22 protein-coding genes are annotated in these 25,646 nt (G+C 38.2%); 17 read left to right on the forward strand and 5 right to left on the reverse strand.

Going from position 1 to position 25,646, the window contains the following annotated elements; genetic code table 11:
- Nucleotides 1–18 precede the first annotated feature (18 nt).
- Nucleotides 19–1,281, reverse strand: a complete 1,263-nt coding sequence (hemA, locus tag P3L40_RS12115; protein ID WP_110591650.1) for a glutamyl-tRNA reductase — start codon at nucleotides 1,279–1,281, stop codon at nucleotides 19–21.
- Between the two features lie 623 nt (nucleotides 1,282–1,904).
- On the opposite strand from hemA, the gene lolB reads away from it, so the two are divergent.
- The 3 genes from lolB to prs are packed head-to-tail and all read left to right on the forward strand — an operon-like array spanning nucleotide 1,905 to nucleotide 4,437.
- Complete coding sequence (lolB, locus tag P3L40_RS12120) at nucleotides 1,905–2,561, forward strand: lipoprotein insertase outer membrane protein LolB (protein ID WP_004264131.1); 657 nt, start codon at nucleotides 1,905–1,907, stop codon at nucleotides 2,559–2,561.
- A complete protein-coding gene (ispE, locus tag P3L40_RS12125) occupies nucleotides 2,558–3,433 on the forward strand; it encodes a 4-(cytidine 5'-diphospho)-2-C-methyl-D-erythritol kinase (RefSeq protein ID WP_136134760.1) in 876 nt (291 codons plus the stop codon). The genes lolB and ispE overlap by 4 nt, the downstream gene beginning before the upstream one ends.
- Nucleotides 3,434–3,489: 56 nt before the next feature.
- Nucleotides 3,490–4,437, forward strand: a complete 948-nt coding sequence (prs, locus tag P3L40_RS12130) for a ribose-phosphate diphosphokinase (RefSeq protein WP_004910604.1) — start codon at nucleotides 3,490–3,492, stop codon at nucleotides 4,435–4,437.
- Between the two features lie 303 nt (nucleotides 4,438–4,740).
- On the opposite strand, the gene ychH is transcribed toward prs, so the two are convergent.
- The gene (gene ychH / locus P3L40_RS12135) at nucleotides 4,741–5,013 is read right to left on the reverse strand and encodes a stress-induced protein YchH (protein WP_136134759.1); all 273 of its coding nucleotides are present in this window, start codon (nucleotides 5,011–5,013) and stop codon (nucleotides 4,741–4,743) included.
- A 300-nt stretch (nucleotides 5,014–5,313) separates the two neighbouring features.
- On the opposite strand from ychH, the gene pth reads away from it, so the two are divergent.
- The 10 genes from pth to P3L40_RS12185 all read left to right on the forward strand — a co-directional run bounded on the left by pth (nucleotide 5,314) and on the right by P3L40_RS12185 (nucleotide 15,162).
- A complete protein-coding gene (gene pth, locus P3L40_RS12140; protein WP_094962512.1) occupies nucleotides 5,314–5,904 on the forward strand; it encodes an aminoacyl-tRNA hydrolase in 591 nt (196 codons plus the stop codon).
- Nucleotides 5,905–6,006: 102 nt separating this feature from the next.
- Nucleotides 6,007–7,098, forward strand: coding sequence for a redox-regulated ATPase YchF (ychF, locus tag P3L40_RS12145; RefSeq protein WP_094962511.1), 1,092 nt, complete (start codon nucleotides 6,007–6,009; stop codon nucleotides 7,096–7,098).
- A 942-nt stretch (nucleotides 7,099–8,040) separates the two neighbouring features.
- Nucleotides 8,041–8,379 carry a helix-turn-helix domain-containing protein gene (locus P3L40_RS12150; protein ID WP_004264112.1) on the forward strand — a complete coding sequence of 113 codons (339 nt, stop codon included), beginning with the start codon at nucleotides 8,041–8,043 and terminating at the stop codon, nucleotides 8,377–8,379.
- Between the two features lie 92 nt (nucleotides 8,380–8,471).
- The gene (locus P3L40_RS12155) at nucleotides 8,472–9,005 is read left to right on the forward strand and encodes a fimbrial protein (RefSeq protein WP_004264109.1); all 534 of its coding nucleotides are present in this window, start codon (nucleotides 8,472–8,474) and stop codon (nucleotides 9,003–9,005) included.
- Nucleotides 9,006–9,077: 72 nt separating this feature from the next.
- Nucleotides 9,078–9,608, forward strand: a complete 531-nt coding sequence (locus tag P3L40_RS12160) for a fimbrial protein (RefSeq protein ID WP_136135201.1) — start codon at nucleotides 9,078–9,080, stop codon at nucleotides 9,606–9,608.
- Nucleotides 9,609–9,646: 38 nt separating this feature from the next.
- Nucleotides 9,647–12,172: an outer membrane usher protein gene (locus P3L40_RS12165; RefSeq protein ID WP_004264101.1), complete on the forward strand. Its 2,526-nt coding sequence runs from the start codon at nucleotides 9,647–9,649 to the stop codon at nucleotides 12,170–12,172.
- Between the two features lie 46 nt (nucleotides 12,173–12,218).
- Complete coding sequence (locus P3L40_RS12170) at nucleotides 12,219–12,962, forward strand: fimbria/pilus periplasmic chaperone (RefSeq protein WP_231135957.1); 744 nt, start codon at nucleotides 12,219–12,221, stop codon at nucleotides 12,960–12,962.
- Between the two features lie 33 nt (nucleotides 12,963–12,995).
- The gene (locus P3L40_RS12175) at nucleotides 12,996–13,619 is read left to right on the forward strand and encodes a fimbrial protein (RefSeq protein ID WP_196731556.1); all 624 of its coding nucleotides are present in this window, start codon (nucleotides 12,996–12,998) and stop codon (nucleotides 13,617–13,619) included.
- Nucleotides 13,620–13,668: 49 nt separating this feature from the next.
- Nucleotides 13,669–14,568, forward strand: coding sequence for a hypothetical protein (locus P3L40_RS12180; protein WP_004264095.1), 900 nt, complete (start codon nucleotides 13,669–13,671; stop codon nucleotides 14,566–14,568).
- Nucleotides 14,569–14,631: 63 nt separating this feature from the next.
- Complete coding sequence (locus P3L40_RS12185) at nucleotides 14,632–15,162, forward strand: fimbrial protein (RefSeq protein ID WP_004264094.1); 531 nt, start codon at nucleotides 14,632–14,634, stop codon at nucleotides 15,160–15,162.
- 439 nt (nucleotides 15,163–15,601) lie between these two features.
- On the opposite strand, the gene P3L40_RS12190 is transcribed toward P3L40_RS12185, so the two are convergent.
- A complete protein-coding gene (locus P3L40_RS12190) occupies nucleotides 15,602–17,215 on the reverse strand; it encodes a GMC family oxidoreductase (RefSeq protein ID WP_196731557.1) in 1,614 nt (537 codons plus the stop codon).
- A gap of 266 nt (nucleotides 17,216–17,481) precedes the next feature.
- Nucleotides 17,482–18,378 (reverse strand): LysR family transcriptional regulator, encoded by an 897-nt coding sequence (locus P3L40_RS12195; protein WP_196731558.1) that lies wholly within the window; start codon nucleotides 18,376–18,378, stop codon nucleotides 17,482–17,484.
- A 125-nt stretch (nucleotides 18,379–18,503) separates the two neighbouring features.
- On the opposite strand from P3L40_RS12195, the gene P3L40_RS12200 reads away from it, so the two are divergent.
- Nucleotides 18,504–20,153, forward strand: a complete 1,650-nt coding sequence (locus P3L40_RS12200) for an alpha-keto acid decarboxylase family protein (RefSeq protein ID WP_196731599.1) — start codon at nucleotides 18,504–18,506, stop codon at nucleotides 20,151–20,153.
- A 38-nt stretch (nucleotides 20,154–20,191) separates the two neighbouring features.
- On the opposite strand, the gene P3L40_RS12205 is transcribed toward P3L40_RS12200, so the two are convergent.
- The gene (locus P3L40_RS12205) at nucleotides 20,192–21,172 is read right to left on the reverse strand and encodes a Gfo/Idh/MocA family protein (RefSeq protein ID WP_196731559.1); all 981 of its coding nucleotides are present in this window, start codon (nucleotides 21,170–21,172) and stop codon (nucleotides 20,192–20,194) included.
- A 465-nt stretch (nucleotides 21,173–21,637) separates the two neighbouring features.
- Between P3L40_RS12205 and P3L40_RS12210 the strand changes: the two genes are divergently transcribed.
- Genes P3L40_RS12210 through P3L40_RS12220 form a run of 3 tightly spaced genes read left to right on the forward strand, consistent with a single transcriptional unit; the run spans nucleotide 21,638 to nucleotide 25,626 of the window.
- Nucleotides 21,638–22,360 (forward strand): IclR family transcriptional regulator, encoded by a 723-nt coding sequence (locus P3L40_RS12210; RefSeq protein ID WP_153673480.1) that lies wholly within the window; start codon nucleotides 21,638–21,640, stop codon nucleotides 22,358–22,360.
- A gap of 25 nt (nucleotides 22,361–22,385) precedes the next feature.
- On the forward strand, nucleotides 22,386–23,801 hold the full coding sequence (locus tag P3L40_RS12215) for a YfcC family protein (RefSeq protein ID WP_050763789.1): 1,416 nt from the start codon (nucleotides 22,386–22,388) through the stop codon (nucleotides 23,799–23,801).
- Nucleotides 23,802–23,805: 4 nt separating this feature from the next.
- Complete coding sequence (locus tag P3L40_RS12220; protein WP_196731560.1) at nucleotides 23,806–25,626, forward strand: CocE/NonD family hydrolase; 1,821 nt, start codon at nucleotides 23,806–23,808, stop codon at nucleotides 25,624–25,626.
- Nucleotides 25,627–25,646 lie beyond the last annotated feature (20 nt).

The raw sequence follows: 25,646 nt of genomic DNA on the forward strand, positions 1-25,646 counted from the left end.
CCTATGATTAAAATGTGGTTATTGATGGTCCAGCCCTAAGCTGTCCCTAAGTAGATTTAGACGCTCTACATCCCCATTTCCTGCAGCTTGCTGCAAAGACTTGGTTGGAGCGTGAATAAGGCGGTTGGTTAATTGTTGCGATAATTGCATGATCACTTGCTCAGGGTCTGCACCTTGACGGATAGCCGTCAACGCTTTTTCAGTCATATTTGCCCGAATGGCCTCAGCTTGTTCTCTGTAATCGCGAATTGTAGACACTGCCGCTTGTGAGCGCAACCAATCCATAAAGTGGCTACTTTCTTGCTCAACAATGTATTCAGCTTCAACGGCTGCGGCTTTTCGCTGAGCAAGGTTCTGTGCAATGATAGATTCCAAATCATCCACAGTATAGAGATAAACATCTCTTAATTTTTCAACATCTTGTTCGATATCACGAGGAACGGCAATATCAATTAACAACATCGGCTTACTACGACGTACTTTCATTGCACGCTCGACCATCCCTTTCCCTATAATGGGTAAAGGACTCGCCGTTGAACTAATGACAATATCCGCTTCAGCTAAACGGTTATCAATATCCGATAACGAAATAACTTGTGCATTGACCTCATTGGCCAATAGTTCCGCCCGTTCACGTGTTCGGTTAGCTATCATCATTTTTTGTACGCCGTGTTCGCGCAAATGACGAGCCACAAGTTCAATAGTTTCCCCTGCGCCAACTAACAAAATATTTAAATGCTTAAGTGATTCAAATATTTGACGAGCAAGTGTACAAGCAGCAAATGCCACAGAAACTGCATTCGCTCCTATATCGGTTTCTGTACGCACACGTTTTGCAACAGAAAATGATTTTTGGAAAAGACGCTCAAGTTCGCTTGATAACGAATGGTTACCTTGCGAAAGTGCAAACGCCTTTTTTACTTGCCCTAATATTTGTGGCTCCCCCAAAACTAATGAATCCAAGCCACTCGCCACACGCATTAGGTGGCTCACCGCTCGGTCGTCTTGGTGCCAATATAAACTTGGCTGTAAATCTTTTTGGGTTATACCATGAAAATCACACAACCATTTTACTAGCTGTTCTTGAGCTCGTTCTTGTGATTCAAGGCTCAAGTAAAGCTCAGTTCTATTACAGGTAGACAGCACAACGCCACCATTCACTTGAGGCTGTTTGAGAAGTTCCTCAAGTGCATGGTCAATTTTTTCAGGACCAAATGTCACCCGCTCACGCAGGGCTACTGGTGCTGTTTTATGGTTGATGCCTAAGGCTAATAAGGTCATTGTGCTTTACGACTTACTCACATTGCTTACAGTGCTAATTATTTTCAGTAATGCTCGATGGGTATTCCCCATCAATTTAGCAATACTGTTATTTATATTGTTCTATTGTAGATGATCCGCGTCTCTCTTTCTACGGTTTGCATAAGGCTATCCTTCAGAAAGATGACCCACGCCAAAAAATAAACCGAAAAAAACAGACGTAATGGTTATTTTACCAATCACAGCTGATCGTAATTTTATCGTTTATTTATGCTATATGAAACTGATTATCAGCCATATCATTATTTACAATGATAAATTAACTACAATAAGATGCATAGAGAATGCAATTATTTCGCACAGAAAGCAAATGGTGACTGGTGAGGTTTATCCTGATAACTTAACGACACATGAACCCAAACTGGATTGGACTAATAACATTTTTAGGGAACCATTTTCCCTGTCAATACACTATGTTATTTGTATACAAACGGTAAATCACTTACAGATTTTTATCCGCAAGGTATATCATCTAGTGTAATAGATGACTCTGATGGCCTTAACGCGCTAAACTGAACTTCTTTAAATGCAAGTAACTCAATTAGAGACTGCTATCAGCGCCCAATACAACTTTGAGATTTGATATGCAATTAACTCAAACTTTGCCCTTTATGCACATAAATAAGCATTTTTTTCGCCTATTGCCACTTTCATGCGTCTTGCTAACCGCATGCGTGACAACGTCACAAACGACCACAAAAGGAACCAGCTCCGCATCCGATGCGAAATGGAAAGCACATCAACAGGAATTAAGTCAGTTACGTGACTACCAAACCCGTGGATCATTTGCCTATAACGGCGGAGAAACAAAAACGTATGCTAAGTTTTTCTGGCAACAATATACACCTGAAAAGTACCGTTTGTTGCTGACCAACCCATTAGGTAGCCGCGAACTTGAGCTTACCGTTGAACCTGATTTAGCTCGGTTAACCACTAAAGATGGCCAAACCCATATGAGTGACGTTCCAAGCGAGCTTATCTATCAACTTACTGGTATGGAAATTCCAATTGATGACCTAACTGCATGGTTAACAGGCTCACCGGGACGTGCAACAGACTTTACCTTAGATGAAAACCACCTGCTGAAAAGTGTCACGTTTAAAAGCAATGGTGAAACTTGGCAGCTCAACTACATTTCGTATGACAGCAAAACGGTACCTATGCTGCCAAACTACCTAGAGCTACGCCAAGGGGACAGGCTTATCAAATTAAAAATGGATAGTTGGACACTGAAGAAATGACGTTAACATGGCCATCTCCGGCAAAATTAAATCTTTTTTTGTACATCACAGGCCAACGCTCTGATGGCTACCATGAATTACAAACTCTATTTCAATTTGTTGATTATGGCGATGAAATCACCATTACAGCACGTGATGACGACCAACTGAATTTATTGACTGACATGCAAGGGGTTCCCCCCGAAAAAAACCTAATTTTACGGGCAGCTAAATTATTACAATCCTATTGCCGCGATACCTTACAGCACGATGGCCCATTAGGGGCTGATATTTGTATTCATAAAGTATTGCCCATGGGCGGTGGTATTGGTGGGGGCTCATCAAACGCAGCAACAACCTTAATTGCGCTTAACGAACATTGGAAAACACAGGTTTCTGATGAAGTCCTTGCAGAATTAGGTGCATCATTAGGTGCTGATGTTCCAGTGTTTGTTCGTGGACATGCCGCTTTCGCTGAAGGGATTGGTGATATTTTAACCAAAGCTTCCCCTGAAGAGAAATGGTATCTCGTCGCTCATCCCGGAATTGAAATATCAACCCCGATGATCTTCACAGATCCACAATTAAATCGAAATTCTCCAAAACGCTCCCTAGCCGCATTATTACTGGCTCCGTACGCAAATGACTGTGAACCAATCGCAAGAAAACGTTTTCGTGAGGTTGAACAGCTTGTTTCTTGGCTGTTAGAATATGCTCCGTCTCGCCTTACAGGAACAGGCGCATGTGTTTTTTCTGAATTTGAAACACAAGCGGATGCCCTGCAGGTGTTAAATAAAGCCCCATCGTGGGTGCAAGGGTTCGTCGCTCAAGGCGTTAACGTTTCCCCACTGCACAAGTTCCGCGCTGGGATAACCCGTGTATTGCACCAATAAGCCTTGTCGCTATTGGTCAACAATATCTCTCTGGACGCAAGCCTGAGGTTTTTCTCGTGCCCGATATGAAGCTTTTTGCTGGTAACGCTACACCGGAACTAGCACAACGTGTTGCTAACCGCCTTTACACTAATCTTGGAGACGCGGCTGTTGGTCGTTTTAGCGACGGCGAAGTCAGTGTTCAAATTAATGAAAATGTTCGCGGTGGTGATATTTTTATCATCCAGTCAACTTGTGCACCAACCAATGATAACCTGATGGAACTGGTTGTTATGGTCGATGCGCTACGCCGTGCATCTGCTGGTCGTATTACCGCTGTTATCCCTTACTTCGGTTATGCAAGACAGGATCGTCGCGTACGTTCTGCCCGTGTACCAATCACCGCTAAAGTTGTTGCCGATTTTCTGTCAAGTGTAGGTGTAGACCGTGTGCTCACTGTCGATTTACACGCAGAGCAGATCCAGGGCTTCTTTGATGTTCCTGTGGATAATGTATTTGGTAGCCCTATTCTTCTGGAAGATATGTTACAGAAGAATTTGGAAAACCCAATCGTTGTATCTCCAGACATCGGCGGCGTGGTACGTGCTAGAGCTATCGCAAAACTCCTGAATGACACTGATATGGCCATTATTGACAAACGTCGCCCACGTGCGAACGTTTCTCAAGTTATGCATATCATTGGTGATGTTTCAGGTCGTGATTGCATCTTAGTGGACGATATGATTGATACCGGTGGTACTCTGTGTAAAGCAGCTGAAGCACTGAAAGAACGTGGTGCTAAACGTGTATTTGCATACGCAACACACCCGATTTTCTCAGGTAATGCTGTAGACAACATCAAAAATTCAGTCATTGATGAAGTCATTGTTTGTGACACTATTCCTCTTTCTCCTGAAATCAAAGCGCTGAGCAATGTTCGCACCTTAACGCTTTCAGGTATGTTAGCTGAAGCTATCCGTCGTATCAGCAACGAAGAGTCAATTTCAGCAATGTTTGAGCACTAATTCTCCAATATTGGGTTTTAGCGTTCAACCATAATGAAAAAGTCACAATAAAAAATATAAGCCCCTGCAATGTAATTTGCAGGGGCTTTATGATTTTGGCAGGAAAGAAACCATCGATGCCTATGTTTATATTCTATCGCCAATCATAGTGGTGATTTCACGTAATAAAACGATAAAAATAGCCATCTAAAATAACTCACAATCTTCACGACAAAAGAGCAAAATTCTTTGGAATTTCACTCTTCTTAATGCCTAATTATCAAACTTGTTCACCATTATCAGCAATTAATTGCTCTAGGCTATTTATGGATAGTGGTGATTATCTCTGCGTGAATGATATTGTTGTTTTAACTGCCAGTAACGGTCTGCAACTTTTTCACGGCCGCCGATCCTTGCACCGACTAACCATACCATCGCACCGATAAAAATGCCGAATAAGGAACCATTGGTAATAAGTTCTGAAAGGCCTAAGTTAACAATATGAGAGAATAAGTTGACACCAATACTCCCGATCATCAACACCATTCCGATTCCCATGAAGACATTACCAAGAAGATGAGCGCTTTTCCGTTTCATATATACCTCCAGTACCAGTAAACTGATAAGCAAGCATGTGTAAATAAATTCGGTCATACTTTATATTTATGTAATGATTATAGTGCATTAAGTAAAATTTTTTGCGATAGACATCACAAGGAAGGAAGTTAGCAAGAATATCTGTACAAAAAGTGCTTTTTATCAAAAACCCAGAAAATCCGAATAGTTTATTCGGCAATTATAATCATAGTGACTTTTATCTATCACAATTTTGTACATCCTGTATTTCACAAGGTAAACTAAGGCATTATTTTCATAACTGATAGTGAAATCATCGCCGTGAGCAAAATTAAGTTAATTGTTGGACTTGCCAATCCAGGTGCTGAATATGCACAAACGCGCCATAATGCAGGTGCATGGTATGTTGATTTACTGGCTGAGCGCCATAATCAGCCATTGAAAGAAGAAGCTAAATTTTTTGGTTATACCGCTCGCATTAATATGAATGGTAACGATATCCGTCTGCTGGTTCCAACCACCTTTATGAATCTAAGTGGTAAATCTGTTGCCGCTATAGCTAATTTTTATCGCATCAATCTCGATGAGATCTTAGTCGCCCATGATGAGCTCGATTTACCACCAGGTGTGGCTAAAATGAAGTTAGGTGGCAGTAATGGCGGGCACAATGGGTTGAAAGATATTCAAAGCAAATTCGCCAATAACCCGAATTTTTATCGTTTACGCATTGGTATTGGTCATCCGGGTGATAAAAATAAAGTTGTTGGTTTTGTTTTGGGCAAACCGCCTTTATCTGAACAAAAGCTCATTGATGATGCGATTGATGAAGCAGCTAGGTGCACAGATATTCTCCTGGCTGATGGGATGGACAAAGCCATCAATCGTTTACATGGTTTTAAAGCAACTTCATAAGAGTTCATTTCATCCGAATCAACTTTTTGTGTATAATCAGCGCCAATTTCTAAACATTGGGTGCAGCGTGAGGCTGCCCCTTGCTATTAAGGTGAGAAACATATGGGTTTTAAATGCGGTATCGTTGGTCTGCCTAACGTGGGTAAATCCACCCTATTTAATGCATTGACCAAAGCCGGCATCGAAGCAGCCAACTTCCCTTTCTGTACAATTGAACCAAACACGGGTGTTGTGCCAATGCCAGACCCACGTCTTGATCAATTAGCTGAAATTGTGAAGCCACAGCGTATATTACCAACGACTATGGAATTCGTTGATATCGCGGGCTTAGTGAAAGGTGCATCCAAAGGTGAAGGCCTAGGTAACCAATTTTTAACGAATATCCGTGAAACCGAAGCCATTGGTCATGTTGTTCGTTGTTTTGAAAACGACAATATCATTCACGTTGCAGGCCAAGTTGACCCTGCCGCAGATATTGAAGTCATTAATACTGAATTAGCACTTGCTGACCTTGATACTTGTGAGCGCGCTATTCATCGTGTCCAAAAACGTGCAAAAGGCGGCGATAAAGACGCAAAAGCGGAATTAGAAGCATTAGAGAAATGTTTGCCGCACTTAGAGCAAGCAGGCATGTTACGCACATTAGATTTATCTAATGAAGATAAAGCGGCTATCCGCTACTTGAGCTTCTTAACATTAAAGCCAACCATGTACATTGCTAACGTTAATGAAGATGGTTTTGAAAATAACCCGTTCTTAGATGTGGTGTATAAAATCGCAGAAGCCGAAGGCTCTGTAGTTGTTCCTGTCTGCGCAGCGATTGAGTCTGATATCGCAGAACTTGAAGACGAAGAACGCGATGAATTTATGGCGGATTTAGGTATTGAAGAGCCGGGTCTTAACCGTGTTATTCGTGCTGGATATCAGTTATTAAACCTGCAAACCTATTTTACTGCCGGTGTTAAAGAAGTGCGTGCGTGGACTATCCCTGTTGGTGCAACTGCGCCACAAGCTGCGGGTAAAATCCATACTGACTTCGAAAAAGGCTTTATTCGCGCGCAAACTATTGCATTTGATGACTTTATCCAATACCGTGGCGAACAAGGTGCTAAAGAAGCAGGTAAAATGCGCGCAGAAGGAAAAGATTACATCGTGAAAGACGGCGATGTGCTCAACTTCCTGTTTAATGTGTAAGCCTATATTTTAGATTTGCACCCAACTAAAAAGTATCATTAATCAAAAACAGCATAATATTTAATTTATAAATATAATACTATGCTGTTTTCCCTCCTGTTATATCATAAAAACTCACTATTGGTTCTCCTTCTCTTTCTAAATAAATAGAATCTAGCTTACTTTCATAACAATTTGAATTTACAGGCTAACAAAGCCAAGTTAAAAAATATCAGACTAATGACCGCCCTAAGTCATATCTTAAAATAAAACATTATGGTAAAAAACGACACATATCCGTACTTGTTTACTACTCTGCAGTAACTCTCTTACTAGATATGAAATAAGCTAGAAGAGCCCGTAACAAAAAATTTAAGCAGATAGAACCCTATAGTGTCTCGGCTATGGAGGTATAAATATTTAGATAAGTAAGGCTATTGATGTAATGATAAGAAGCCACACATCATCTCTGCTAGCTACTATAATGATTTAATTGTATTTTTTTGTAGATTTTTACTCCAAATGAGAGTATTAATTAATCACTTGATTTTACTGTCTTTTTTCTAAAGTCTTTCGTTTTTCAAATTACATAATCACTCCTTATGTGTGTGTTTTTGATTGAAATCAAGTTATTTTGTTACAATCTAAGAGGATTTATTAAAATTTGTTAATTTCAGATAAAAATACTTTTTTTTATGTCAAACCAAGCCTAATAAACTAACAAGCTAACTTCTAAATTTGATTTTAAAAAAATTGTTAAAAACTTTAAATGTTTATAACTTATTGTTAGATAAGAAAAACAACTGAATTGTAAAAAGTGTAAATATAGCCAATTAAATAGACTCTATTCTTTTTCGTGGTTTGATTTAAAAAATACTACTCATTATAATTGTAAGCACTTAAAGGGAATATATAAGAGCACAACAAATTATAAATTATTAAACTGAGACCTTGTTATTAATTATGAGTAAAGTTAATAGAGTCATATCCAAATATGAAACACAAGATAATCTATTTTCTATTTACTGTGGATTAGTTATAAGAAAAATACGTAAAGAGAATGGTATTTCTGCTTGTGAACTAGCAAAACAAGTAAATGTTTCACAGCAACAAATGTCACGTTATGAACGTGGAATAAATAAAATTAGTATTGATATGTTATTTAATTTAAGCGTAGCACTCGATTGTCCATTTGAAAGAGTCATTAAGCTTATTATTGCTGAAGTTCAAAAATCCCCTTCGGATGATGTAATTTCTTTAAAAAATAAGATATCAGCCTCTGATACAATTTATTTTTATTAGTCCATTTAAATATATTTTATTTAAATATTTTTTATTAAAAAAATGCATATAAATATTTATATGTATATCTATACTTATCGTTTGAGGAAAAAATGAAAAAAATTATTTTAGCAACTATGATTTCTGGTTTAATGAGTACATCTGCTTTAGCTGTTGATGCAGGGAGTGGTACGGTAACATTTTCTGGTTCTATTATTGAAGCGCCATGCTCTATTGCTCCTGGTGAAGAGAATCAAGAAGTTCCATTAGGCCAAGTATCTAATGTGACTTTAGATAACGGTGGTGAATCATCAGCACAACCATTTCAGATTAAATTAGAAGGCTGTAACCTAAAAGGTGATAATCAAGTTGCGGTAACTTTCAAGGGAACTGAAGCGGGGAAAGATACAGGTTATTTACAGATTACAGGTGATGCTACTGGTGCCGCAGTGAAGATTATGAATTCATCGGGTACTCAAATTAAAGTTAACTCTGGCGCAAAACAAAATTATGTTGAAGGGAATAACACATTAAAATTCCAAGCATCATTAATTGGACTTCAGCTAGTTGATTCGCAAAGCAAAGTTATTCCAGTAACACCAGGGAAATTCCAAGCAGTTACTAATTTTACATTAGCATATAATTAAATAAATTTTTATAAGATGCTATCTCACCACGGGGTTGATAGACCTCGTGGTGTATATTTTAATGGTTATAATATGATAACAAAGAAAAAAGAAGTTATTTTATCATTGTGTTTTTTTTTACTATTACCTTTTTTAAAAAGTGCTTCTGCAAATAACTCAATGGATCTGATAATGCAAGGTAGCATTATGGATACGGCATGTAGTATTGATACTGGTTCTTATGAACAATCCATTGATATGGGAATTTTACCACTATCATTAATACAGCAAAAAGGACAAGGACAAGCACATGATTTTTTTATTACATTAATTGGTTGCAAACTAACATCTTATACAGGTGAACCATGGAAAACATTTGAAGTTTCATTTGATGGGCCTGTTAATGGGGATTTTTTTTCAGTATCGGGGTCAGCACAAGGTATAGCACTATTATTAACTGATTCGAAAGGAGTACATATTTACCCAGGAAAAAAAACACTACCGAACGATATAAAAGCTGGGAAATATATTTTGAATTATCAGTTAAAAGTTATTTCAGATAAAACACCTTTACGTGCTGGGCAGTATCAAACATCACTGCGTTTTAAACTAGATTATTACTAAATAATAAATAAATTATTGTTAGATTTTAGGAATGTTTTATGTCTTCGTTACCTATTTATACACCAAAATTAAAATGGTTAAGTATTCTTATTGGATTAACAATCAGTTGTGTGACTTTAACTATCAATGCAGATAATCATATTGAATTCAATACTGATGTTTTAGATTTAGAAGACAAAAATAACATTGATTTAAACCAATTCTCTCGTGCGGGTTATATTATGCCCGGAGTTTATAACTTTACGCTAAAAATCAATAACGAACAAATATCTGACATTAGCATCCCCTATTATTCTGGTGAGTATGATCCTGATAATAGTCAGCCTTGTTTATCTCCAGAAATAGTTAAGCTACTCGGGCTTACTTCTGAGTCGCAAAAAAAATTAACATGGTGGCATGAAGGGCAATGCCTTAATGAAAACAGCTTGCCAGGATTATTGCTGCGCGGTGATTTAGCTACGTCATCTCTATATGTCAGTATTCCACAAGCGTACCTAGAGTACACATCAGAAAACTGGGATCCCCCTTCTCGCTGGGACAATGGAATATCAGCATTACTTATTGATTATAATGTGAATGCTAATGCCACTAATTCCTATAATGGAGGAGCAAATTCATCCTCAGTAAATAGTAATGGTGTTGCAGGTATCAATTTAGGTGCTTGGCGATTTAGAGCTGATTGGCAAAGCCGCTATAACCACACAACAGGAAGCCAAGGACGTGACCAATCTGATTTCACATGGAACCGTTTTTATGCATACCGAGCTCTATCTGAATTAAAGGCTAAACTCGTACTGGGTGAAGACTATTTGGCTTCAAATATTTTTGATGGCTTTAGATTTATTGGTGCAAGCTTGCAATCTGAATTAAGCATGATGCCACCAAACTTGCGTGGATATGCCCCTGAAATAACAGGGATAGCACAAAGTAATGCTACAGTGACGGTCATGCAACAAGGACGGATACTGTATGAAACACAAGTTGCGCCGGGTCCCTTTCGTATCCAAAATTTAAGTGATGCCATAACAGGAACTTTAAATGTTGCCATTAAAGAGCAAGATGGTTCAATTCAAGAGTTTCAAGTTGATACCGCAAATTTGCCATATTTAACAAGACCTGGGCAAGTTCAATATAAACTTGCGCTAGGCCAGCCAACGAATACCGAGCGCCAAAGTGAAGGAGAAAATTTCATTACAGGTGAATTTTCTTGGGGTATTAGTAATGGTTGGTCTTTAATTGGCGGTAGTTTGAATAGCCAAAATTATAATGCGCTATCAATGGGATTTGGGCGGGATTTACTCGCATTCGGTGCACTTTCATTTGATGTTACTCAGTCTATCGCCCGTTTATCCGGTGAAGGGACATTAAGTGGGAGCTCATACCGAGTTAACTATTCTAAACGATTTGAAGAGTTCGATAGCCAGATACAATTTGCAGGTTATCGTTTTTCAGAACGAAGTTATATGAGCATGAGTGATTTCTTAAATACCCAACGAACAGGGCTACGCAATTATGGAAGCAAAGAGCTATACACTATATCTGTAAATAAGAATTTCCAGGATATAGGGTTATCATTATATTTAAATTATAACCATCAGACGTATTGGGATAAAAAAGATAATGATTATTACAGTTTAATGCTATCGAAATATATGGATATCGGTCCAATAAAAAATATGAGTATTAGCTTATCTGCAAATCGTAGTTTTTATAATGGTGTGACCGATGATAGCGCTTATGTATCATTATCTTTCCCACTAAGTAATGGGGCAAATGTTGGTTATTCGATGAATACAAGCCGCTATGATACGACTAATCGTGTTTCTTATTATGACCGATTGGATGATAGAACAAATTATCAGGTAAGTGCAGGTGCAAATCGAAAAGGTGGAACCGCAAGTGCTTTTATTTCACATCAAGGGGATAATGCTCGTTGGTCAGCCAATGCGAATCATATAAATAACCAATATAGTGCTTTTGGCCTTTCCACTTCAGGTGGCTTGACCTTAACAGGAAAAGGTACGGTTGCACATAGAATAAATAATCTCGGGGGAGCACGCATATTAGTTGATACTGATGATGTTCCAAATATTACGATTCGTGGTATTGGTGTTCCTGTTGAATCAAACCGATTTGGGAAAGCAGTTATTTCAGATGTCAGTAGCTACTATCGAAATAAAGCGCAAATTGATTTAAATAAGCTACCTGATGATATAGATGCCCAACAATCTGTTATTCAAGCAACATTAACTGAAGGTGCTGTTGGATATCGTTCATTTTCGGTTATTTCAGGTCAGAAAATTATGGCTGTTATCGTACTTACTGATGGTACTCATCCACCATTAGGAGCTCAAGTAACAAATCATAAAAAGCAAAACGTAGGGATTGTAGGTGATTTAGGTAATACTTATATAAGCGGTGTTCATCCTTCAGAAATAATGAATGTCACATGGGGTAAAAATATGTCATGTGAAATAATTTTCCCCTCTGAATTAATGAATCGAGAAATTCAAGATAATTTATTACTTCCATGCAACGAGGTAGTAAAAGCAATAGTCAAATGATTATTTAGTTTAAATAGATAAAAGTAATATGAAAGGTAATAACAAAATGAATATCAAAAAGACATTAATGAGTATTTTTTTAGGGCCTTTAACCCTAAGTGCTTTTTCAGAGGCTGCGGTATCATTAGATAGAACAAGAGTCATCTTTGATGGAGAGAACAAGTCAATCTCTTTAAACATTAACAATAATAATAAGCAACTTCCTTACCTTGCTCAAGGTTGGATTGAAAATGAAGAAAGTAAAAAAATAACATCACCATTAATTGTATTACCACCAGTTCAACGATTAGAACCAGGAAAATCTAGTCAAATGAAAATTGAAGCTCTACCTGATGTAAAAAAATTACCTCAGGATAGAGAGTCTTTATTCTATTTTAATATGCGTGAGATTCCACCTAAGAGTGATAAACCAAATACTTTACAGATTGCATTACAAACAAAAATAAAATTATTTTATCGTCCAGAAGCAATTGCACCACAGCAAAACAGTGCGCCATGGCAAGAAAAAATGCAGCTTGAAAAGAAAGGAAATCTTGTTTTTGCCAAAAACCCAACACCTTATTACATCACAATAATTAATGCAGGGGCCCATGCAAATACAGATGCGAAAGAATTTAATCCAATTATGATTGCGCCCTTTAGTGAGATCAATATTGGAATGACAAATGAGCAATTAGGTAATACCCCCGTGATTACTTATATTAATGATTATGGTGGTCGCCCCAAATTAACCTTTGATTGTAAAAATACAATCTGCTCTGTTATTACAAAAAATTCATTAAATAAATAGTAAAGGAATATAAAGCTAAATGGGGACATATTTATGAGCTCAAAAATATATCGTTGGTTACGTTCAAAATATATGGTCATTTCACTTTGCTTAGCCACAGTATTGCCGGCTGTTGCTGACAATAATAATCTATTCAGGCCTACAGATGGTTGGGAGGTTGATGGCCAGCATGGGGTTATCCATGTTTCAGGCTCTTTAACTGAAAACCCATGCGAATTAGCTATGAAATCTAGTAATCAATCCGTTTCGCTAGGAAATTTATCATTTAGTGATCTAAATTCTTCTGAGCAAGTGATGCAACCTATTCCATTCCAAATTGAGTTGTTAAATTGCTTGCAAGTTCAAACTGAACTTCAAAATTTCCAAACTGGAAAAACAGTATGGAGTAGCACACAGCCTGCGGTCAAAATCAAATTTTTAGCGGCAAGTGAACCTGAACATTCAAATATTATTCAAGTCAATGGGGCATACGGCTTTGGGTTGCAAGTAGCAAATTCAGCAGGAGAAATATTACCAATAGGTAAAGAAAGTAACCCAACGTTAATTGCATCGGGCCAAAATAGCCTAATTTATTATGTCTCAGCTATAAGAACGTCCGGTCCACTCATACCTGGTGCTTTTTCTGCTTTAATTGCTTTTGAAATGCTATATGATTAACGTCATAGCATCACGATAATAATTTATAAAATTGATAGGTAATAGCGTAATGCTAAAAAGTAAAAATATTTATTTTTTTAAAATAATGATGCTAGCTTTACTATTTATAATTAATAATAAAACTAGTGCAAGTCCATTAAATCCTAACAGTATATACACCACAAGTAAGTTACATAATCTTATTAATGATGCATACTATACTATACCAAAAACGTTAGGCCCTTATTTTTTATATATTCCAGATGAGATAAAAAACAGCACGAATACTGAGTGTAATATTACAGTTATTGCGACTGGACGCTCATCGACAGGCTCTATAACCTCTATGGCAACACCAAGTATTTCTCTACTAGTTGGATTTAGTAGTATATATAATGTAGGTGTTGTTAAATACTATTCAGTTACACGAAACACACCTAAGCACTGTAGTGAAGTATTACCCGACTTCGGCGTTAAGTTTGGGCAGTTTGATGTTAGATATATAAATTTCTTCGATTACCATGCATCAGCAACAGGTTATGCTGATACATGCTTACAAATAATTGTGAATGGAAAAGATGTAGGAACAACCTGTTCAGTTAATGTCCCTGAGATCCCAGTATTGCCTTCTTGCAATGTATCTATGCCATTGACGATATCTCATGGCAATGTCAACTCAAATAATATAAATGGAAATATAGCAAAAATTAATGGGGATATATCGTGTACTGGCGATATGAGTGCCACATTTCAATTTTTACCTGAAAATGAAGTTGATTTATTACATGGTGTAAAAAGTCAATTAGATGTATGTGTCTCAGGAAAATGTATGTTGAATAATTTAGTTCAAGCGGATATTAAAAAAAATACAAACTTAACCTTTTCCGTTAGTTCAACTCTATCTTCATTAGGAAATCCCGAGCCAGGTTCGAGGGTAGGAAATGCTATTTTATCTATTGTAATTAATTAAAAAATTAAATCTAAGTTACTTGAAATTAATTTATTTGATTTATCGATTGGAGTATAAATCATTATGATATTTTTAACTCAAATAATAAAAAAAAGATTACTTTTACTATTTGTAACTCTCACTAATATACTGATTATTTTTTTTAGTAGCTTTTGCCTTGCCGAAACCTATACATTAACAATTAAAGTGGATGTGATTGAAAGTACTTGTGATGTGTATGGTGAAAATGGCCCTGGACAACCTATTGAAGTCTCATTTGGTGAAATAAATCTACACAGATTTACCAGTGAACGTTATACAAAAAACATTGACTATCATTTGGATTGCGGAAGTAAATCATCCAGTAATCCAAATCTTAAATTAAAGCTTGAAAGCTCTAGTGCAAGCTTTAATACGGATTTGCTTGAAACATCTAACCCTAATTTAGGACTAAAAATTCAAGCAGATAATACGCCTTTATTACCTAATGAATATCGTAATTTTACTTACTATGCACAGCCAGTATTAACGGTGTCCCCAGTTTTTCATGAAGGGAAAGAAATTGAACTAGGTTTATTTACCGCTTCTGGAATATTGAAAGTGGAATATCAGTAATAGTTTGTTTAGCTTTCAAATGATTATGCACGGTCGAAATTTTTATCGTGAAGGTAAGGTTTATCTACATCATCCCAAGCCAATCAAGTCAGCTTCACCTATAACGCTCTTTGGCATATTATCCAAAAAAGGGAAATACGACTTTATGTCACTTTATAGTAGTCATTGAGAAGTAAATTTATTGTATGAAATTATTTAACTTTAATAAAAGTACGCTATTTTATTTGATGGATTTAATTAAATGAATATACCGCGAGTACAAAATAAACCATTAAATATAAAAATACTATAAATCAATAAAGCAAAATAACGGTTTAATATATAACACCACAACTTAATGTTAGATCGTTCTAAGTACCGTAAGATTATTGAAACAGCATAAAGTTTGGGTGGTTGCCTTGATTTTATGCTGTTTTTCTATTATTACCTTATCGCAAGGCTAATTTGCGTTCCTATCTTCTATAATCATCGCTGCTGCGCGTTCTGCAATCATGATCGTTGGGGCATTTGTGTTTCCACTTGGAATTTCAGGCATCACAGAACAGTCCACGACACGTAAGTTTTCAATACCATGTACACGTAACCGCAAGTCAGTCACTGATGTTGTAGTATCCGTTCCCATACGGCAAGTTCCCACAGGATGGTAAACCGTTTTACAAAAATTTCGGACAAACTCTTCAAGTTGAGCTTCATCATGGCGCACCGACGCTGGCGGCATTAGAATTTCTTTGCTTAATACTTGTAATGAAGGGCAATCCAATACTTCCAGTCCAAATTTAACTGCCCGTTTGCAACCTTCCATATCTTCAGGTGACGCAAGATAATTAGCATGTATCTTTAGTGGTGCTTGTGGGTCTGCGCTGCGCAATAAAACTTCACCACGGGACTTAGGTTGCAGGTACCCGACCTTTAAAGAAAAGCCGTGGGCGGCGGGTAGAGGTTCGCCAGGAACATCATCCCAACTATCTAAAATAGGTAAAAAATGAATTTGTACATCAGGACGACCTTGGCTGCAACTGTCTTTAAATGCAGCGCCTTCTAAAACATTAGAGGTGAGCAGTCCACTGCGAAATGCTATGCACTCTACCCCGTGTTTAATCGCATTTAGACCTTGGTCTGCGCCGAATAAGCTAATTGGTTGCTTAGTCGTGACGTTAATTGACATATGTAGGTGGTCGTGAAAATTTTGGCCAACAGGCAGATTCACATGAGTATCAATCCCCAACGAAGATAGGTGCTCCTCTGGCCCGATTCCTGACAGCATCAATAATTTTGCAGAGCCCATCGCACCAGAACAAACCAATACTTCGCAACTAGCGAATGCCTCAACTTCATGGCCATTTTTCCCTTGATAAGCAACACCAATCGCGCGGCCATCGCGAATTATAATACGGTTCACTTGAGTACCAAGCTTTAATGTCAACTTATCACTCTTTTCCACTGATTTTAAATAAGTTCTTGATGTACTAGCTCTTTCTCCATTATGCGTTGTCGTCTGGTAAAAGCTTGTTCCTTGCTGGCTTTCCCCATTAAGGTCATTGACATAAGGAAGACCATGCTCTTGTGCTGCACGAATAAATGCCATTGATAATGGGTGCCGGTATCTATTTTCACTGACAGGAAGTGGGCCTTCTGTTCCATGATATTCCCCTGTCAGGCTTTCATTGTTCTCTGCTTTTTTAAACCATGGCAATACATCCGCATATCCCCAACCTTCACAACCATAGTTTAGAGCCCAATTATCATAATCTTGTTTCTGTCCTCGGATATAAATCATTCCATTGACAGAACTACTTCCCCCCAATACTTTCCCTTGGGCAATTTGCATTTTACGGTTATTAGCATGAGGCTCTGGCTCAGTTTCATAAGGCCAGCTCTTTTGGGCGATAATTTTCGCTACACCTGCAGGCATACGAATAAACAAATGGTTATCGCTATCGCCCGCTTCGATAAGTAATACTCTAGATTGCGTTTCTTGGATCAACCGAGCAGCAAGAACACAACCGGCAGAACCCGCACCTACAATAATATAATCATATTTTACTGCGCTCATTTGTCACCCCGCTAAATAAAATAAACAATTTATTTTCATTTGGTTAACAATAGCGCTTTTAATTCATTAATGTATGAACAATATTCCGCATATGTGATTTAAATCAAAAATAATTTCTTATGTAATTATTTTATAATCTCAATAGATTCTGTTTATTAAAGAAAATTTTTAATTAAGATAAATATTTAAACCTTAGCAATATTCATTAATAAATGAATATTTCTGGGAAGTTTAATGCAAGACTTAGCAATACAGGACTAACTGCCTCATCTTGCCCTATTGGCCTTTAATATAGTTAACGCCAAATCATGCCATGCTTTGGCACGATGGCTTTGGTGGTGGTTTTTTACTGTCGCTAAAGCAATATCGTAAGCCAATATTGGCTCAATAACTGGAATAACGGATAATCCCACTGAACTGGTATTCTGCCACATACTATCTGGCAGTAGCGTTACCCCTACCCCAGCTCTTACCATGGCAGTTACCAAATCTAAATGACTACTGCGTCCGGAAATAGTGGGCTTTTTGCCATAAACACCGCAAGCGCTGGCAACCAGTTCATTAATTAGAAAATCATCAGAAAAGAAAATAAAAGGCTCATCGACTATTTCACTAAATTTAACAAATTCACGGATTGCGAGTGGATGTTGTTTGCTGACTAATAGCATTAATCGGTCCGTTGAAAAGGGGTGTACTTCAAAGCGGTCATCAGCAAAAGGTAACATCACAGCGGCAGTTTCAACTTCACCATTTAACATTGCCTCACGCATTTTTCGGGTACCTAACTCAAGAATTTTCAGTTCCACCTGTGGGTAACGTTGGCTAAAAGCCATAATAATGTCAGCAAAATAGGTCGATGCTATCACGGGGGGTAGCCCCACAGGTAGCACACCAGATATAGGACCCGACCTTTCCTGTAACGCTTTCTTCATACAGCCAAACTGTGAAAGAATTTGCTTCGCATGAGCCAATAAAATGTCCCCTTCCTCCGTTAATTTAACGCCATCGACTTCCCTAATCAGCAATGTATATCCAAGCTCATCTTCTAATTTTTTAATACTGCGGCTAATCGCCGGTTGCGTTACAAATAAACTGTCTGCCGCACGACTAAAACCATTGAGCTGTACGACTTCAACAAAATAACGTAATGAACGAATGTCCATTCCCCCCCCCTATGATTTTTAGTTATAGATAGAATGAGTTTAAGTGATTTCCTTTAAAGCACAATAAACGATAAAAATAATTCAATTTAGAATTATTAGCTAAGCAATTAATGGAGATCAGCATGATGAATAAGACGGTTATCGAATACGTATTGGACAGACTTTACCAAATCGGTATTCACGATATTTTTGGTGTTGCTGGTGACTATGCATTCCCTATTGAAGATGCAGTATGTGAAAGTGAAAAAATGCGCTGGATTGGCAACTGCAATGAACTTAATGCCTCATATGCTGCGGATGGCTACGCTCGCGTAAAAGGTGTAGCAGCATTATCGACGACTTTTGGTGTCGGCGAACTCAGTGCTTTAAATGGTATTGCAGGCGCTTATGCTGAACATCTTCCCATTTTTCACCTTGTTGGTATGCCAGCAAGTGGGGTACAAAAAAACCACCGCTTAGTTCACCACACTCTTGGAAATGGTGATTTCGATGTGTTTTATCAAATGAGCCAACACTTAAGCTGTGCTCACGCTATTTTAACGCCTGAAAACTGTATTGCCGAAACAGAACGTTTAATTACAACCGCTTTACAAGAATCTCGACCCGTTTATTTAGGTTTCCCTTCTGACTACGCTGTTATGCCAATTAAAGCAGATAAAACATCTGAAACTATCACTATAAATAAAAGTCATAGCGAGTCATTATCAGCTGCCGTTACAGCTATTGTCGAAAAGCTCACATCGAGTACAAAAGCCTGCATTATTCCTGGAATTTTAACAGCACGTTTCGGCTTAACGACTGATGTTGAGGCTATTATTCAGAAAACTGGCCTACCCTATGCCACTATGTTTATGGATAAAGGGATCTTAAGCGAATCTAACTCTCGATATATGGGTATTTATAACGGAAAACTAATGAATCCTGAAGTGAGAGAATTTGTCGAGAGTTGTGACTGTGTTATGGGGATCGGTGCAGTATTAACGGACTTCAACTCCGGCAGCTTCACGGCAGCTATTGCCCCTGAAAGCTGTATTAACATTCTTTCTGACCACGTGAAAGTGGGCTCTGCTATCTATCCAAATGTATTGATGAAAGATGTGTTACATAAATTAAAAGAACTTGTGCCCTCACTGAACCATGTTGGGATCAAAGCCCAAGATTTAGGATCTCCACAACAAGGTGAAAATGGCCAAATTACTGCCTCATATTTGTACCCTCGCCTAGAAAAAATGTTCCGTAAGGACGATATTATTATTGCAGAAACGGGAACTGCATCCATGGGGTTAGGTTTTGCTTTATTACCTGAAAATGCACAGTTTCATAACCAAACCTTGTGGGGCTCTATCGGTTGGGCCACTCCTGCTGCATTTGGTGCAGCAATAGCTGAGCCACACAAACGGGTGATTTTAGTAACTGGAGAAGGTTCTCACCAACTCACTGCCCAAGAGATTAGCCAGTTTGCCCGTTTTGGCTTAAAACCCATTATTTTTGTCCTAAATAATGACGGCTATTTAATTGAGCGGCTTTTGTGTAAAAACCCTGAAGCCTATTACAACGACTTACCCCAGTGGAATTATGCACAGCTTCCCGCGGCATTAGGCTGTAAAGATTGGTATTGTCAGCGTGTTACCAACTGTATTGAATTAGACAATGCGATTAAACAAGCCGAGCTATCGAACCATGCGGCCTATATTGAAGTGGTCATGGATAGATATGCGGCATCTGAGCTTGCTGAAAAGCTAGGTAAATCAGTAGCATCTTTATATTCATTTTAAATTGACAAATTATGGCAGCCATAGCGCTGCCAATGTATTTATGATTCAAATACCAGCCCTACATCGTCCCGTGATTGATGCAATATTTTTGAAACAATTAATGCTAATTCAAGCAATTCATTACATTTAGCATAGCTTTTAGTGCCAATTTGCTCACGAAAGAATGCAAACTCATAGACCATATGATTGATTGTTGTATCCCGAGATACGCTGGATATTTCCCCGTCAATGCAAACCTCGACTGACTGGCAAAGACTTGGAGCCCCCTTGATACAAATATACCCTTTGGTACCTTGAATAATAAAGTAACCAGGGCTCGCCGAATCTTTCGCTCCCACGCACGATGCAACTGAACGCCCAAAATGGGCGGTTAATATCCCTGATGTATCAATTCCATTAAACCCTTTATTACAAATATAATGGCTACTATCGGGTGCTCCCATCAAGGCCGATAACAAATAAATGTTATATAGATTAATATCATAGAGTGCACCGCCTGCTTGCTGTGGGTCAAAAGCGGCATGAATACGGCCTTGTAAATAGTCATTGTATCGACTTGAATATTGGGAGTAATTACCGTGAATCACTTTGATTTCACCAATTTTATCAATATGTTGTTTGATAAAATGAAATTCAGGAGTATGAATAGACGTAATGGCTTCAAACAAAAAAAGCCCTCTAGTCTGTGAAATGGAAATTAACACCTGCAATTGTTGCCAATTTGGTGTAAACGGTTTTTCGCATACCACATGTTTGTCGGCCATCAATGCATCAAAGGTATACTGAAAGTGCAAATGATTTGGCAAACCTATGTATATCACCTCAACATCAGGGTCTTGCAGGAGTTCTTGATAATCAGTATACAACTTTGCTATACCAAATTGTTGGCAAATAACCTGCCCCTTTTCAATACTTTCCGCCCGAACACACAGTGCAACTAGCTCTATCCCCTGCACCTGTATTAAAGCATCAAGAGCCGACATGATTATTTTTCCAGAACCAACTAGCGCGAGTTTCATCTCTGTTATCCATTAAAGAAAGTGAATTTCATTCTGCCATAAGGCTCATTATTTAAGAAATGCCTTCGATGCTTTTTTGATAACCTCTGCCATTTCCGAATTTTCCCCTTAAAAAATCAATAAAAGTGACGCATTTTTTCGCTGAAGGTTCTTTTATTTATTGCTGGTGTACGAATCAATTTCACTAGGTGAACCAAATAACCGCCATAAATGACGATTAGCTTCCCATTTACAATCATTTCTATTCGCGTTGTCATCAAAATTTTCTTATTTTACATTTCCTATAACCAATTGTTTTATATTAAAAATACTCCACTTTCATTTTTATCACTGAAAAATACCTTTTTAAAACCCTAACTCACCTCACAATTTATTAACAACTTTCTTGAATCATTTTTTATTATTCTCCATGCTAATTTTATTAAATAAACCAATGGTTTACTGTATGAACCAGTCGAGGTTGATATGAAAGAAAATATTGTCACTGCCGTTGATGATGCTTTATTGTTATTGATGCTATTAGGTGAAAAAAACAATCTTGGGTTAAGTGAACTTGCACGCTTATCTGGCATGAATAAATCCAAGGTATACCGCTTATTATGCACACTGGAAAATCGCCATTTCGTACAAAAAAACGAAAATCCGGTTACTTATCATTTAGGCCATCAATTATTAAGCTTGGGGAATTGCGCTCGCCAACAAATTAACTATATCCAAGTCGCAGAAGTTGAAGCAGAGCAACTACGTCAACGTTTTGATGAAAATATTCAAATGCGTATACGTGACAACGATGAAATTTTACAAGTTCTTCATAAGCCATCAGGACAATCACTTCAAGTGCGCAGTGAAGCTGGTAATCGCCGACCGTTAGGATCTGGGGCTTCAGGCAGAGTGCTATTGGCTTACTCACCTAAAGATGTTCAAGCACATTTTATTGAAAAGAACCCCTCTATTGAAAAATCTATTGTAACCATACGCTCACAAGGTTTTGCAATTACCCGAGGTGAATTAACCGCAGGTATTGGTGCGATCGCCGTACCTATCTTTTCACAACATGGGGAATGCATTGCTTCACTGAGTATTAGCTTACCTCTAAGCCGTTTTTCTGATGAAAAAGAACAAGATATGACTGAGCAACTGCTTCTGTCTGCTTTACGTATATCGAGGCAGCTCGGTTACGACTCATAATTAATACAATAAAAGAGACAACATCATGCAACCAACAAACAGCACAATACAAAGCCCATCTTCACCACCAGGCTGGCAAATGAACCCGGTTTTAGTAATGTTAACTATAGTTATCATTGCCTTTTTAATGACTTATTTTGTTAATTCAGGCCAATATGAGCGTGATGGCAAAAAAGTTATTCCTGATTCTTACCAAACTATCACTAAAGACATTACGTTAGAGCAATTATTAGGCACTGAGAAATCGGAGGAAGGTACTGCCGCTCCTGTCAGTTTGCCTCAACTATTTAAAGCGATCCCCGAAGGAATTGTTAAGCAATCGCCACTTATATATATGGTGCTATTCATCGGAGGAATGTTTGGTATTCTCAATAAAACAGGGGCTATAGAATCAGGGCTAGAGCGATTGCTCCATGTTACCCGAGGCAATATCTACTTGTTAATCCCTTTCTTAATGATTGTATTTTCTATGGGAAGTACCTTTATGGGGTTGGCCAAAGAGTATCTTTTGGTTATTCCCATGGTTATAGCCTTAGTGAAACGCGTTGGGTTGAATGAACTTATTGGGCTTGCCATTGTAGCTATTGCGGTTAAGGTAGGATACCTCGCCTCCATCACCAACCCATATGCACTTTCTATCGCACAACCGCTTGTTGGTTTACCCGTGTTTAGTGGTTTAAGTATGCGAATTGCGGCGTACCTTATTTTTATTACACTCGGTATTTTATTCGTTTTCTATAGCATTCGTAAAACGACGCTCACAAACTATGTGGTTGAAGAACATAATCAAACCACACAATTAACCCATCGCCATAAACTTATGTTAATTGTCTTAGCTATCGGTGTTGCATTTTTAGTCTATGCCTCTAATCGCTGGCATTGGAAAAATAATGATTTATCTGCTTACTATTTATTCTTAAGTGTTATTTTAACTTGTTGTAGTGGTTTGACCGCAAGTGCCGCCGCTAATGCATTTGTCAGTGGAATGAAAAAAGTCCTCATCGCAGGGGTGTTAATTGGGTTAGCGACTGCTGTCGAAATTATTCTTTCTCAAGGTAAAATTCTTGATACCATTATTCATCAATTAGTTGGGCTTGTCGGTAATCACGGTCCTTATGTTTCATCATATAGCATGTTTATTTCCCAACTATTATTAGACATTGCTATTCCATCTACTTCTGGGCAAGCCGCTGTCACAATGCCAATTTTAGGCCCCGTTGGTGAAATTTCTGGTGTTTCCCCTCAAACAACGGTTTTTGCATTTTTAATGGGTAATGGGCTAACCAATATGATCACACCAACATCTAGTGGGTTATTGATCTTTTTAGCTACAGCCGGTGTCAGTTGGACCACCTGGGCAAAATATATTTTACCGCTTTTTATCATTTTTATGGCAATCAGCATTGGTTTACTGAGCGTCGCCGTTACCATAGGGTATTAGTAAGATGGATATGAAGAATTACCGAATAGAAATGCGTGATGGAATAATGCTATCAACCGATATTTACTTTCCACAAACTCAATCAACTGCATCTTTTCCCGTTATTATAGAGCGAACCCCCTATGATAAAACCGCACCTTCTCGTTCGGAAAAAACGGTATCAGGCCAGCAAATAACACGCCAAGAAATGGCGAAATACTTCAATAAACATGGTTTTATTGTCGTGTATCAGGATTGCCGCGGGCGTTATGAGTCCGAAGGAAAGTTCACAAAATATATTAATGAAGCTGAAGATGGTTTTGATACATTACAATGGATTATGGAACAACCCTGGTGTAATGGCAAAATAGGCTCAATGGGTCTCTCTTATGCCGCTCATACACAATTAGCAATGGCGTGTTTAAATCCACCAGGTTTACAGACGATGGTGCTGGATTCTGGCGGTTTTGCCAACGCCTACCAATGCGGGATCCGTCAAGGGGGGGCTTTTGAACTCAAACAAGCCACTTGGGCGTTTAAGCAAGCTAAACTAAGCCCACTCGCCCAGCAATCTCCCGAAATTTTAGCCGCACTCGAACAAGAAAATATCCATGAGTGGTTTACGACAATGCCATGGCATCAAGGACAAACATTACTTAAACATGTTCCTGAATATGAATCGTATTTATTTGAACAATGGGAAGAAGAGTGTTTTTCCGATTATTGGCAGAAAATAGGCATTTATGCCGAAGGCTATTATGACCAAATACCGGATATCCCAGTGTTATTTATGTCTAGTTGGTACGATGCCTATGTCAGTTCAACATTAGATAACTACTATGCATTTGTTACCAAAAAACAATCACCGCAAAAATTAATCATGGGGCCTTGGCTACATGGTGACCGTAATATCACGCATAGTGGTGATGCAGAGTTTGGTGATATCGCAGCATTTGACCACAATGTTAGTGAAAGTTGGTTATCTTGCCGTTTAAATTGGTTTGAAACTCACTTAAAGGATAAGAGCGCCAAAAACCATCGTGACGAAGTAACAATATTCATGATGGGTGGTGGAAGTGGTAAACGCAACCAACAAGGACGTATAGAGCATGGGGGAAAATGGCTTAGCCACCATCAGTGGCCTTTGCCAAATACTGAGAAAACTGCGTATTATCTGTGGCCAGATAACAAATTACATCATCAGCCCTACACTAAAACAACCACAATATCCTATTGTTATGACCCTAAGAATCCAGTGCCTACCATTGGCGGTGCCTTAACCTCAGGTCAGCCTATATTTTGGGGTGGGGCTTTCAATCAATGTGAATTACCCCAGTTTTTTGGTAGTAAACAAAATAACTTACCCCTTTCTGCCCGTTGTGATGTATTAGTTTTCGAAACCGAGGAATTACAAGCAGATGTCTGTTTAGCAGGTGAAATTGAAGTGTCGCTTTGGATAAGCAGTGATGCATTAGATACAGATTTCACCGCAAAACTTATTGATGTTTACCCTCCCAGTGCCGATTACCCTCAAGGCTATGCCATGAATATTACTGATGGCATCATACGTTGCCGTTTTCGGCATTGTTATGAACGGAAGGAATTATTAACCCCAAATGAAATTGTCGAAGTAAAAATTAAGCCGTTTGCCTGTGCAAACCGTTTCGCAAAAGGACATCGTATACGATTAGATATTTCTAGTAGCAATTTCCCTAAATATGACTTCAATACAAATACAGGTAAAACTATCGCGGGTGATAGAACCTGGAAAATAGCTTGTAATAGCCTACATATTTCTAGCGAATACCCGTCAAAAATCATTTTGCCCGTGCTCAACGAAACTTAAAAATAATATAATTAACCAAT

The organism is Providencia sp. PROV040, from assembly GCF_032706145.1.
Lineage (GTDB): Bacteria > Pseudomonadota > Gammaproteobacteria > Enterobacterales > Enterobacteriaceae > Providencia > Providencia hangzhouensis.